This is a genomic window from Nocardia sp. NPDC127606 (assembly GCF_042671725.1).
GTDB lineage: Bacteria > Actinomycetota > Actinomycetes > Mycobacteriales > Mycobacteriaceae > Nocardia.
The window spans coordinates 800714-813722 of the sequence record NZ_JBHXWQ010000003.1 but is presented as its reverse complement, the minus strand read 5'-3'; the positions used below and the strand labels follow the sequence as shown (position 1 = coordinate 813722).

The 13009-nt window shown below is 68.9% G+C and carries 10 protein-coding genes; 2 read left to right on the top strand and 8 right to left on the bottom strand.

Features of this window, described 5'->3' with window-relative positions; translation table 11 throughout:
- Positions 1-14: 14 nt before the first annotated feature.
- Positions 15-656 (bottom strand): Pr6Pr family membrane protein, encoded by a 642-nt coding sequence (locus ACFVJ5_RS19330; protein WP_379221747.1) that lies wholly within the window; start codon positions 654-656, stop codon positions 15-17.
- Between the two features lie 257 nt (positions 657-913).
- Here ACFVJ5_RS19330 and hrpA point away from each other — a divergent pair, with 257 nt between their 5' ends.
- Positions 914-5038 carry an ATP-dependent RNA helicase HrpA gene (gene hrpA / locus ACFVJ5_RS19325; protein WP_379221745.1) on the top strand — a complete coding sequence of 1375 codons (4125 nt, stop codon included), beginning with the start codon at positions 914-916 and terminating at the stop codon, positions 5036-5038.
- A gap of 23 nt (positions 5039-5061) precedes the next feature.
- Here hrpA and nrdR read toward each other — a convergent pair whose 3' ends face one another.
- From nrdR to ACFVJ5_RS19310, 3 genes are all read right to left on the bottom strand, one after another.
- Positions 5062-5526 (bottom strand): transcriptional regulator NrdR, encoded by a 465-nt coding sequence (nrdR, locus tag ACFVJ5_RS19320; protein ID WP_379221743.1) that lies wholly within the window; start codon positions 5524-5526, stop codon positions 5062-5064.
- Between the two features lie 57 nt (positions 5527-5583).
- Entirely contained in the window at positions 5584-6810 is a 1227-nt protein-coding gene (locus ACFVJ5_RS19315) for a hypothetical protein (protein ID WP_379221742.1), read from the bottom strand.
- 161 nt (positions 6811-6971) lie between these two features.
- On the bottom strand, positions 6972-7679 hold the full coding sequence (locus ACFVJ5_RS19310; RefSeq protein WP_379221740.1) for a hypothetical protein: 708 nt from the start codon (positions 7677-7679) through the stop codon (positions 6972-6974).
- Positions 7680-7985: 306 nt separating this feature from the next.
- On the opposite strand from ACFVJ5_RS19310, the gene lexA reads away from it, so the two are divergent.
- Positions 7986-8624, top strand: a complete 639-nt coding sequence (lexA, locus tag ACFVJ5_RS19305) for a transcriptional repressor LexA (protein ID WP_266295581.1) — start codon at positions 7986-7988, stop codon at positions 8622-8624.
- Here the strand turns inward: lexA and ACFVJ5_RS19300 are convergent.
- The 4 genes from ACFVJ5_RS19300 to dapF form a co-directional block, all read right to left on the bottom strand.
- Positions 8621-9367, bottom strand: coding sequence for a pirin family protein (locus tag ACFVJ5_RS19300; protein WP_379221937.1), 747 nt, complete (start codon positions 9365-9367; stop codon positions 8621-8623). The genes lexA and ACFVJ5_RS19300 overlap by 4 nt on opposite strands.
- A gap of 128 nt (positions 9368-9495) precedes the next feature.
- Complete coding sequence (locus ACFVJ5_RS19295; RefSeq protein ID WP_379221738.1) at positions 9496-10359, bottom strand: lysophospholipid acyltransferase family protein; 864 nt, start codon at positions 10357-10359, stop codon at positions 9496-9498.
- A 127-nt stretch (positions 10360-10486) separates the two neighbouring features.
- On the bottom strand, positions 10487-11920 hold the full coding sequence (hflX, locus tag ACFVJ5_RS19290) for a GTPase HflX (protein WP_379221935.1): 1434 nt from the start codon (positions 11918-11920) through the stop codon (positions 10487-10489).
- 172 nt (positions 11921-12092) lie between these two features.
- Positions 12093-12974: a diaminopimelate epimerase gene (gene dapF, locus ACFVJ5_RS19285; RefSeq protein ID WP_379221933.1), complete on the bottom strand. Its 882-nt coding sequence runs from the start codon at positions 12972-12974 to the stop codon at positions 12093-12095.
- Between the last annotated feature and the right edge of the window lie 35 nt (positions 12975-13009).

Genomic DNA, 13009 nt, shown 5'->3' with positions numbered 1-13009 from the left:
GGCCCGCCGCCGGGTCAGCCTTCGGACTTGCGTTCCCGCCACCGAGCGGGCAGATCTCCCAAGCCGGCCATCGCGACCGCGAGCACGACGAACACCACCAGCAACACCGCCAACCCGATCGTCAGCGACACGTATCCCTGCGTCCGTGGGTCGATGAACGGGTAGGGGTACCAGTCGACGATCGGGCCGCGGATCAGGCTGTAGACGCCGTAGGCGACCGGGAAGATCAGCCACAGGCCGATCAGTTCGAGGGTGGGTCGCAGGCGTTGCGCCATCGCCACGAACAACCAGTCCAGCAGCAGGACGAGCGGCAGGATGCGATGCAGGACATCGTTGATCCACTTGTCGGTGAGCATTACGTCGACGTTGGCCAGCAGAACCGCGTAGACGACCATCGTGATGAGCATGTACAGGGTCACCGCGCCGCGAAATATCTGCCAGCGCGGGCTCTGCGGCGCCACCAGGCCACCGACGAGCAGCACGAGCACGGCCAGGATGTTGGACTCGATGGTGAAGTAGCTCAGATAGTTCGTGAGCGAGAACGTCGCCGTGTCGACGTTTCGCAGCGGGATCCACACCAGGGCGAGGATTCCGAGCAGCCCGAAACCGAGCCGATAGGCCCTGATCCACCACGCCGTTCGCACCGATGCGCTCATGCTGTGTCCCTTCCGCATGGCCGGGCGACCCGCGTGACGACGCGAGGTGCCTGCTGACCGCTCATGCCCGGATCCTCGCACGACCGACCCCCGCTGACCGGGAGTTCGTGTGCGCACGGCCGTCGCGTCGCGCGGTGCCGACCGGACGCGCGGACCGTGACGGCCGGGTGTCGTGGTGTGTCGTTGGTCTCCGCGACGGTGCGAGCGGGCGACGCGGGGGAAAACCGGTGGCGGGCTTCGCTAGGCTGGTAGGCGCAATGACCAGGACAGCTAGCACCGGAACCCGCGCGCTGCGCACCCGCCTGGCGGAGGTCTCGCTGCGCGATGAACATCGGCTCCGGCGCAAGCTCGACCGTGCGCGCCCCGACGATCTACCCGCCGTCGAGGCCGAGATCGCCACCGCCGAGACCCGCGTGGCCAATCGCCGCGCGGCGCTTCCGCAGATCACCTACCCCGAACAACTCCCGGTTTCCGCGCGCCGCGACGACATCGCCGCGGCCATCGCCGCCAACCAGGTCGTGATCGTGGCCGGTGAGACGGGCTCGGGCAAGACCACCCAGATCCCGAAGATCTGTCTCGAACTCGGTCGCGGGATCCGCGGCACCATCGGTCACACCCAGCCGCGCAGGCTCGCCGCCCGCACCGTGGCCGAACGCATCGCCGAGGAACTGGGCACCGAGCTCGGCGACGTGGTCGGCTATACCGTCCGCTTCACCGATCAGGCGTCGGATCGCACGCTGGTCAAACTCATGACCGACGGCATCCTGCTCGCCGAGATCCAGCGCGACCGGATGCTGCGCCGCTACGACACGATCATCATCGACGAGGCCCACGAACGCAGCCTCAATATCGACTTCCTGCTCGGGTATCTGAAGCAGTTGCTGCCGCAGCGGCCCGATCTCAAGGTGATCATCACCTCGGCGACGATCGATCCCGAACTGTTCGCCCGCCATTTCGCCGACGCGCAGGGCACGCCGGCGCCGATCGTCGAAGTGTCGGGCCGGTCGTATCCGGTGGAGTTGCGGTACCGGCCGCTGTCGCTGGAACTGCCCGGATCCGACGACGACGAGGACACCCGGGTCGTCGACCGCGACCCCACCGACGCCATCACCGACGGGGTCGTCGAATTGTTCGCCGAGGGCGACGGTGACGTCCTGGTGTTCCTGTCGGGCGAACGCGAGATCCGCGACACCGCCGACGCTCTGCGCGACCTGAAACTCCCCCGCACCGAGATCGTGCCGCTCTACGCGCGACTGTCGGCTGCCGAGCAGCACAAGGTGTTCGCCCCGCACACCGGTCGCCGGGTGGTGCTGGCCACCAATGTCGCCGAGACCTCGCTGACCGTGCCGGGCATCCGCTACGTCATCGACCCCGGCACCGCCCGCATCTCGCGCTATTCGATGCGCACGAAGGTGCAGCGCCTGCCGATCGAAGAGGTCTCGCAGGCCTCGGCACGGCAGCGATCGGGTCGCTGTGGCCGCGTGGCGGACGGCATCTGCATCCGGCTGTATTCCGAGGACGATTTCGAGGCGCGGCCCGCGTTCACCGAGCCGGAGATCCTGCGTACCAACCTCGCCGCGGTCATCCTGCAGATGACGGCGCTGGGGCTGGGCGATATCGAGAGTTTCCCGTTCGTGGAGGCCCCCGACCGCCGGGCCATCCGCGACGGTATCGCCCTGCTCGAAGAGCTGGGCGCGCTGGCGCACGGCAGCACGAAATCTGTTGACGGCGAGTCTGATTCGGGCAACCATCTCACGCTCACGCCGATCGGGCGGGAGATGGCGCAGCTGCCGGTGGATCCGCGGATGGCGCGCATGCTCGTCGAAGCGCAGCGCAACGGGTGCCTCGACGAGGTGCTGATCATCGTCGCGGCGCTGTCGATCCAGGATGTGCGCGAACGGCCCGTCGAGCACCAGCAGGCGGCCGACACCCAGCACGCGCGTTTCGTCGTCGAGGGCTCGGACTTCCTGGCCTACCTGCGGCTGTGGGATTACCTCACCGAGCAGCGGAAATCGCTGTCGTCCAACCAGTTCCGCCGGATGTGCCGCGACGAGTTCCTGCACTACCTGCGCATCAGGGAGTGGCAGGACCTGCACGGTCAGTTGCGCACCATCGCCCGCGGGATGGGCTGGAACGACGCGGGCGCGAGCCGAGGACCGGCGAACTCCCTCACCACAGCGGACGGTGCCGTCGGCTCCAGGGGCAAAGACTCCAGCCAGGCACGTGGACGGTCTCGACGCGGTGGTGGGGCAGCAACGCGTGGGCAGCACACGGGATCCGCGAAACCCGTGGCCGGGTCGGCGGATTCGGCCGACGACGCCGCGATGCCGTGGCCGAGCGCCCAGATCCACCAGTCACTGCTGGCGGGCATGCTCTCGCATATCGGAGTGCGTGAGGCGGAATCGCGCGAGTTCCTCGGGGCGCGCAATGCGAAGTTCATGATCTTCCCCGGGTCGTCGCTGGCCAAGAAGGCGCCGCGCTGGGTGATGGCGGCCGAACTGGTGGAGACCTCGCGCCTGTGGGGGCGGATCGCGGCGAAGGTGGAGCCGGAGTGGGCCGAACGGCTCGCCGGTGATCTGGTGAAACGTACCTACTCCGAACCGCATTGGTCGGCCAAGCGCGGGTCGGCGCGTGCCTACGAGCGCGCGACGCTGTACGGCGTGCCGTTGGTGACCGGGCGCCCCGTCGACTTCGGGCGCATCGACCCGGAACTGTCGCGCGAGCTGTTCATTCGCCATGCCCTGGTGCAGGGCGAATGGCAAACGCGGCACGGGTTCTTCGCCCGCAATCGCGCCCTCATCGACGATGTGGCCGACCTCGAACATCGGGCACGGCGCCGCGACATCCTCGTCGACGACGAAGTGCTGTTCGAGTTCTACGACAAGCGCATCCCCGCCGACATCGTGTCGGTACGCCATTTCGACAGCTGGTGGCGCAAAACCGAACGCAATGATCCTTCGCTGCTGGACTTCTCGACCGACACCGTGGTCAATGCCGGTGTCGCCAGCCTGGACCCGACCGACTTCCCCGACGCCTGGCGCCAGGGTGAGCTCAGCTTCCCGCTGACCTACCAGTTCGAGCCGGGCCAGGACGACGACGGCGTCACCGCGCGGATACCGGTGGAACAGCTCGCGCACGTGCGGGCGGTCGGCTTCGACTGGCTGGTGCCCGGCATGCGTGAGGAACTGGCCGCCTCGTTCATCAAAACGCTCCCGAAAACACTGCGGCGCGCGGTCGTTCCCGCGCCGGACTTCGCGTCGGCGGCCCTGCGGGGGCTGACTCCGCGGGCCGAACCCCTGCGCACCGGGCTCGCACGGGAACTGTCGCGGCTGGGCGCGGTCACCATCACCACCGACGACCTCTCCCCCACCGCACTGCCCGATCACCTGCGGATGACCTTCGCCGCGGTCGATCAGAGCGGCAAGGTGCTGGCCAAGAACAAGAGCCTGCAACAGCTCAAAGCGGCACTGGCCGATCAGGTTTCGGCCTCGGTCGCGCGGGCGACGGCCGGCGCCGAACGTGCCCCCGCGACGGTGTGGACCTCGGAGTCGCTCGGTTCGGTCGCGCCGACCGTGAGCCGCGAGGTCGCCGGCCAAACCGTGACCGGGTACCCGGCACTCGTGCCCGAGGGCGAGGGCGTCGCGGTACGTGTCCTGAGCTCACCCGGCGAACAGGCGGCCGCGATGCGGGCGGGTGTGCGCACCCTGCTGCTCGCCGCGATCCCCACCTCGACGCGGGCGGTCACCGCCGGACTGCCCGCCCGCGATCGGCTGGCGCTGAGTCAGAACCCCGACGGTTCCCTGGACAAGCTGGTCGAGGACTGCCGGACCGCGGCCGCCGACGAACTGATCGCCAAGGCAGGCGGCCCGGTTCGCTCGCCGGAGGAGTTCGACAAGCTGGTGGCCGCCGTCCGCCCGCAACTGTCCACGGCGGTCGTCGCGCTGATCCGTACCGTCGTGCCCGTGCTGGCCGCCGCCCAGCAGGCGCGTGCCGCGCTGGCCGACACTCTCGAAACCGATATCGCCGACGACGTGCGCCAGCAGCTCGACGACCTCCTGTTCCCCGGCTTCGTCGCCGAATGGGGCCGGGTGCGGCTGCGCGAACTCCCGCGCTACCTCCTCGCGGCGGCTCAGCGCCTGGAATCATTGCCGGGTTCGGCGGTGCGCGACCGGCAGGCCATGGTCGAGGTGGATCGGATGCTCGCCGCCTACGACAAGCTCGTCGGCGCGCTGCCCCCGGCGCGCAAGAACGCGCGCGACGTCACCGAGATCTGGTGGATGATCGAGGAACTCCGCGTCAGCCTGTTCGCCCAGAAGCTGGGTACGCCGTACCCGGTGTCGGCCAAGCGCATCGAGAAGGCGATCAGCTCGATCCGACGCTGAACATCCGGCGCCGGGGGCGTGGATCAGTCGGTCACGGCAACCGCGCGAGCAGCACGCATCTCGGTGATCTCGCGTTCGAAATCGGCTGCGCTGGTGAAGGATCGGTACACCGAGGCGAAGCGCAGGTAGGCCACCTCGTCGAGGTCGCGCAGGGGGCCGAGGATGGCGAGGCCGACCTCGTGGCTGGGCACCTCGGGCGATCCCTTGGCGCGCACCGCGTCTTCGACCTGCTGGGCGAGCAGGTTCAGGGCGTCGTCATCGACTTCACGGCCCTGGCAGGCCCGGCGCACTCCGACGATCACCTTCTCGCGGCTGAACGGCTCGGTCACGCCACTGCGCTTGACCACCGACAGGATCGCGGTCTCGACAGTGGTGAATCGGCGCGCACAGCTCGGGCAGGAACGACGGCGGCGGATCGCGGTGCCCTCCTCGACTTCCCGCGAGTCGACGACGCGCGAGTCGGGGTGTCGGCAATACGGGCAATGCATCCGAGGGTTCCTTCGTCGATGCGCATTTCTATTCCATGGCTCTTGACAGGATACCGGTCAGGATGGCACAACCTGCCACTGCGTGGTCAGGTCCGCGATGATGTCGGGTAACCGGGCGAGCATCCGGCCCCGGTCGAGCTTGACGGTGAACGGTTCGCGATACACCGTCACCGCGTGCGCCGCGTCGGTCGCGAGGTCGAGATGGCGGGGCAGCAGGTCGGCGGTGATGTAGTCCCAGCGGGTCTCGCGGTCGGCCCAGTTGAACGCGGGCAGCGGCGCCCGCAGACCCAGCGGCCGCCCCGCGGCGATCGGCGACCACACCGTGACCGGGGCGTACACGCCGGGAGCACGGGTGCCGGGGACGTCGGGCTTGCCCGCGACCGTGGTGACGTAGGTGAGCACCCGACCCATACCGGCACGACCGCGTGCGGTCACATCCCACTGGTCGGCGACGATCTGGTTCTGTTCCCGATCGGCCATGACCACCAGCGCGTCGCCGCGGCCCGCTTCGGTGCCGCCGTCGATCCCGGTCCAGGCCACCCGCATACCGTCGTCGAGCAGGCCGGCCGCGGACATCTCCTCGATGCCCGCCATCCCGTCGGCGAGATAGGCCTCGTGCATCGGGACCAGGTCGATGAAGATGTGCTTCTGCATGATTATCAGCCGGGTCTGATACCAGGCGAGGTCGTCGGCGGTCAGCCGAGGGCCGAGGGCGGCCAGGCCGCTGATATCGGCCGGGACGCCGGTGAGCAGTTCCGGTGGGGTGGCACGCAGCAGGTCGGCGACAGCGTTTCCGAGTTCGTGGATTCCGCCCACGGACACACCGGCGGCGATGTCACCGATGTCGAAGAAGCCGGCGGCGAAGGACGCGCCCGCGATGCCCGCCATGCCCGCCCAGTAGAGATCGGAGCGGGTGGCGGCGAGGCGGAAGTAGTTCACGTACACCTGGCTGAAGGTGGCGGAATTGGCCGCGACGCCACGCTCGGGCGCCCAGGCTTCGAGGTCGATCGCGGCGTTGTCGGTGGCCACGACGAGCCAGTACTGGTGCAGCAGCGTCGCGTACCGCGTCGGGTCGATGCCGTCGTCGCGCGCCTGGGTCAGTGCGTTCCGCAGGGGTTGCTGCGTCGAGGGCAGCGCCGGGTGCAGCCCACCACCGTATTCGCCCGCACCGTTGAGCGCGGGGAGGTCGAGGTACTCGGTGTAGGCGGGAACCGCGTGCGCGGCGGGTGTCAGTAGGGCACCGAGCACCACACCGAGCAGTAGAGCGATCGTGCAGCGGCGCACCGAGACCTCGCATCCGGTTTCGACCGGGGCCCCCGCCCCGATTCAGGATGCCCGTCACCGTAGCAACGTGTTCTAGTTCCAGGGTGCGATTCGTCGATACCGACGATCTCGCACGATGCCGAAAACCCCTCCGAAAATGTTTCCGCGCAGCGATTCTCGACTCATCGCCCCGGCTCGGGCTGCGCTCCGGACCCGAACTGCGCCTGCTCCGAGATGCCCGGTGTCGTCGAGTCGACGTGGTCGACGAAACTACCCGCGCGCACGTGGGCGAGCCCGAGAAAAGCGACAACGATCAGCGCGGTCACCAGTGCCGTCACGGCGAGCGCGGCGAACCCGGCCTTGGCCTGCTCGACCCGATGCAGTGGGTGGACGCCCTGCGCGCGGCCGGTGCGCACGGGACCGCGGGCATAGAGCGAGAGGTCGCTGTGCGGCGCGCGGTGCCGCGGGCCGCGATCGGCAGGTGGGCGAACGACCTCACGGGGTCGGCGCGCGGGTGCACTGCGCGGCACGGTGGCGAAGGCGAGATCGAGTTCGGCGTCGGTGAGTTCGATCCGCCGCGGGGCGCGGACGATGTCGGCGGGTTCGGCCGCGGGCAGGCCGTTCGCGGGCGGGCTCAACACACCGGAGCGGACGATACTGCGCGCGACGTTCGCGGGCGCGGGCGCGACCCGACGGGGCGCGGCAGGTCCTGCGAGGGGCGCGGTCGAGGACGCTTCGACAACGGGATGCTCGATGTCCGCCGGCCGCGGCATCGCCGGTCGAACCAAGGCGAAAGGTCGTGGGGCGCGGGCGGACCGACGCCGGCGGAGCACGGGCTCCGGGGCGGCGGTGGGGTCGGTGGAACGCAGGGCGCTGGTTGCTGTGCTCATCGGAAGAACCTCCGGGGTGGTGTGCTCCGCTGCTGCGAGAAAGTACTGGTGAGGCGGCAATGCCTCCCGCCGTTCGAACACCTGTGCGACGAACTGATGTTCGATTTCTACCAGATCCCCGGGCCGCTGTCAGCACGAAACGCCCGACATGCTCGAACAGATGTTTGATAGTTCGGCGTGGCACGACTAGCCTCGAGATGGCGAATTCGACAACTGGAAGGGCGGGACACGGTGACCCACACAGACGACACGGGTGACGAAAGCGGCACCGGCACCGTCACATCGGGATCCGGAACGGATCTCACCGTGCGTCAACGCACGGTCCTCGATGTCATCCGCTCCTCGGTGACCGAACGAGGTTACCCGCCCAGCATTCGCGAGATCGGCGACGCGGTCGGCCTCACCTCCACCTCCTCGGTGGCTCATCAGCTGCGCGCCCTCGAACGCAAGGGCTACCTACGTCGCGACCCGAACCGGCCACGCGCAGTGAATGTCCGCGGGCTCGACGAGGCGGTCCGCTCGGTCACCACGCTGCCCCAGCAGACCGACGAGGTCGACCCGAGCCGCCCGACCCCGACCTTCGTCCCGGTCCTCGGCCGGATCGCCGCCGGTGGCCCGATCCTGGCCGAGCAGGCCGTGGAAGATGTGTTCCCGCTGCCGCGCGAACTCGTCGGTGAGGGATCACTGTTTCTGCTCAAGGTCGTCGGCCAGTCGATGGTCGACGCGGCCATCTGCGACGGCGACTTCGTCGTGGTGCGGCAGCAGAATGTCGCCGAGGGTGGCGACATCGTCGCCGCGATGATCGACGGCGAGGCCACCGTGAAGACCTTCAAACGCAGCGGTAAGGACGTGTGGCTGATGCCGCACAACCCGCACTTCGAGCCGATCCCCGGCAACGACGCGCAAATCCTGGGCAAGGTCGTCACCGTCATCCGCAAGGTCTAGCGGCGCGCGGTCGCGGCCATCTCCCAGATCAGCAGCTCGGCGGCGGTCACCGCGGTGACGCGGTGGCCGCCAGTCGCTGTCAGACGGACGGCGTCGCCCTGTTCCAGGGTGCCGTAGCCCTCGTAGTCGGCGGTGCCACGAGCGAGGAAGACGTGACCGTAGGGGGCGTCGGGGACCGTGACGGCCTGACCCGGGTCCAGCCGCGCGACATGGAAGGCGGCATGCCGGTTGCCGATGCCGATCGCCGTCTCGCCGCGATGGCGCGGCATCCCGGAGGCCACCGGCACCAGCGTATTGCGGGCGAGTTCACCCTCGATATCGAGTTCCTGGTAGCTCGGGGCGACGCCCGTCGCGTCCGGCGGGATCCACATCTGCACGACGTGCAGGCGCTCCTTCTCCCGGTAGCCCGCCCCGTTACGCTCCGAATGCAGGATGCCCGCGCCCGCGCTCATCCGCTGCGCGAGGCCGGGACGGATCAGGCCCGAGTGTCCGGTCGAATCCTGGTGCACCACTGTGCCTTCCAGTACCCAGGTGAGAATTTCGGTGTCGCGGTGCTGATGGGTGTCGAAGCCCTCGCCCGGGTCGACGATGTCCTCGTTGTGCACGAGCAGCAGCCCGTGCGCGTAGTCCTCGAGCACGAAGTTGCCGGTGACCGGGAACGACTGGCGCGAGTCGAGCCATTCGTTGCGCCAGCGCCTGCGGTCGGCGCCGGGCACGACCTGGACCTGTTCCCTCACGATCATCGCCACCCTCTCACTATCCGGACCCTAGTCCGCATAACTGGGGTAACGAGATCGGCACCGCGGACATTCCACACCCCCATGAGCGCGTCTGCCTCGCGGCGCCGATCCCGCCGATCAGGCGATTGCGACTACCAGGGCAGCGCGTTGCGCAGGCGGCCGACCAGCGTGCGACCGCCGTCGCGGTCACGCTCGTTGAACAGGAACTGCAGTTCTTCCTCCAGCCCCTTGCGCACCACATCACGCAGATCAGCGGAGGCACCGTCGATGTCGTCGGCTTCCATCCACGGTGTGGGGTCGATCGGCGCGCCCGCCGAGAAATAGAACCGCTCCGGGCGGGGCAGCGGCGTCGGGCCGACGCCCTTGACCAGCGGCGGGCTCAGCTCGGGATTGATCCCGAGCAGGCGGCACGTCCAGCGCAGCGGCGACATCACCGGGTGCTGACCGTCGAAGACGATGTCGTAGGCATCGTCGACGCCGATCATCGCCAGCGGCACGATCGGCACCCCCGCCTGGATCGCCATCCGCGCGAAACCGGTGCGACCCTCCCACTTCAGCTCGTACTTCTCGCCGGTGCGGCGGATCGCCTCGCGGCCACCGCCGGGGAACACCACCACCGCCTCCCCGCGCTCGAGCAGCGCCAGGCAGTTCGAGCGAGTACCGCGGACCGCGCCGAAATGATGCAGGAAATCCCGCACGCCGGGCACCATCAGCACATGCTCGGCCAGACCGCGCACCAGCCTGCCGCGCACGCGCAGAATTTCCGGCATGATCAGCGGTGCGTCGATCCCGCCGAGCAGATTGTGGTTGGCCACGATCAGCACCGGCCCCTCGGCCGGAATGTTGTCCAGACCGTAGAACTTCGGGCTGGTCCACGCCCGCAGCGGCGCGAGCACCGCCTCGAACGCGCGGATGTCCCATTCACTCGGCGCCGGGTTCAGCGGCGCTCCATCCGAGAGAACAGGGTCGCCCACCGCAACCCTGTTCTTCGTCACATTTTCCGTACCTTGATGGTCGTTCGACATAACACCCTCCTGCTGTCGATATTCGACCATAGCGTTCGAAAATCCCCGTGTCGCATCGGCATTTGTCCGCAACCGGCGGGCAAATCAGCGAAAAAGATCAGCTGAGTACCGGTTCCGCGGGACCGGAGTGCGCGTACTCGGACAGGGCGGCGGCCAACGCGTGCGGCACGCGTGCGCGAACCCGGGTACCACCCTCCTCGTGCTCGGCGGTGACGATCCGGCCGTCCGCGTGGATGCGGGCGAGCAGGTCGCCACGGCTGTAGGGCAGCAGCACACTGATGTCGACATCGAGTCCGCCGAGCACCTCCGAGAGCCGCTCACGCAACTCCTCCACGCCCGCGCCGGTCTGCGCGGAGACGAAGGCGGCCTGCGGCAGCATGCCGCGCAACCGGGTGAGCTCGTTCGGGTCGGCGGCGTCGATCTTGTTGACCACCAGCAGTTCCGGCGGCGCCGGCGTGCCCTGCTCCCTGATCACGTCGGTGATCACTTCGCGCACCGCCTTGATCTGTTCGAGCGGCAGCGGGTCGGCGCCGTCGACGACGTGCAGCAGCAGATCGGCGCCGGTGACCTCTTCCAAGGTCGAGCGGAAGGCCTCGACCAGCTGGGTCGGCAGGTGGCGGACGAAGCCGACGGTGTCGGTGAACACCATCTCGCGGCCGTCGTCGAGCGCGGCCCGGCGGGTGGTCGGGTCCAGGGTGGCGAACAGCGCGTCCTGCACGAGCAGGCCCGCGCCGGTGAGCGCGTTCATCAGACTGGACTTGCCCGCGTTGGTGTAGCCGACGATCGCGATCGAGGGCACCCCGCTCTCGGTGCGGCGAGCACGCATGGTGTCGCGGGCGGTTTTCATCTCCCGGATCTCGCGGCGCAATTTGGCCATCCGTTCGCGGATGCGGCGACGATCGGTTTCGATCTTGGTCTCACCAGGACCTCGGGTGCCGACGCCACCGCCGGCGCCGCCCGCGCGGCCACCGGCCTGACGTGACATCGACTCACCCCAGCCACGCAGGCGCGGCAGCATGTACTCCATCTGCGCCAGCGCGACCTGGGCCTTGCCCTCGCGGGAGGTGGCGTGCTGGGCGAAGATGTCGAGGATCAGCGCGGTGCGGTCGATGACCTTCACCTTGACGACCTTCTCCAGCGCGGTGAGCTGCGCGGGCGTGAGTTCACCGTCGCAGATCACCGTGTCGGCGCCGGTGTCGAGAACGACCGTGCGCAGCTCCTCGGCCTTGCCGGAGCCGATGTAGGTGGCCGGGTCGGGCTTGTCGCGGCGCTGGATCAGCGCCTCGAGGACCTCCGAGCCCGCCGTCTCCGCGAGCGCGGCCAGCTCGACCATGCTCGCGTCGGCCTGGGCGACACTGCCGGTGGTCCAGACACCGACCAGCACAACGCGCTCGAGGCGCAGCTGGCGGTATTCGACCTCGGTGATGTCGGTGAGCTCGGTGGACAGCCCGGCGACGCGTCTCAGCGAGGAGCGCTCGTCGAGCTGCATCTCGCCGACGGTTGGATCGGCCGCCCAACCTGGCTGTTTCATGCGGGCCGCGTGGCGGGCCAGCGCATCATCGACGTCACCGCGATCGGCGGCGACGTCGGGATCGGCCGCGGTGGTGTGCTCGGCCGATGTGGATTCTGTGGGTTCTACTGGTTTCGTCATACGTTCTCCATGCTGCCACGTCCGGGTGACAGCGTGCACGCGGTTATCGGTGCTACTGCGCGTCCCACCAGGACTGCGACAGAGTTCCCGAGGCCAGCAGTACCGAGGGACCACGCAACCAGGCACGTCCGGCGGCGATCCCGACACGCACCTGCCCGCCGGGCACACGCACGGTGACCTCGCCGGATTCGGTGCCGACCGACACACCGGCGGCGGTCAGCGCGGCAGCGGCCGCGGCCACGGTCCCGGTGCCACAGGAACGGGTTTCGCCGACGCCGCGTTCGTACACGCGCATGTCGACGGTGTTGTCCGCGTCGAGCGCGGTGAGGATCTCGACGTTCACCCCGTGCGGGAAGAGGTCGGGGTCGAAGCCAGGGGAAACACTCAGGTCGAGCTTGGCGAGCGCGTCGGCGGTCAGACTGTCGTCGACGCAGGCCAGATGCGGATTGCCGACATCGATGCCGATTCCGGCCAGGGCCCAGCCCGCCAGGGTCGCGGTGGACGGGCCGAGTTCGCGGACGACGCCCATGTCCACCGTGACCTCACCGTCGGTCGGACCGGCGGCGTGCACGACGACCGGACGGGCGCCCGCACGGCTGCCGACGACGTATTCGGCGCGCTGTTCGAGCCCGGTGGCATTGAGGTAGTGCGCGAAGACCCGCACTCCGTTGCCGCACATCTCGGCGATCGATCCGTCACCGTTGCGGTAGTCCATGAACCAGTCGTCGGCGCCGACACCCTCTGGCAGCGCTTCCAGCACACCGGCGGCGAGCAACGCGCCGGCCTTCGCCACGCGCAGCACGCCGTCGGCCCCGAGGCCACGCTGCCGGTCGCACAGTGCGGCGACGCGGTCGGCCGTCAGGTCGAGGCGCACCTCGAGGTCGGGCAGCACCACGAAGTCGTTCTGGGTGCCGTGGCCCTTGCTGAATTCGATGTCGGACACGTCCGCCATTCTCCTCTGCGCCGTCG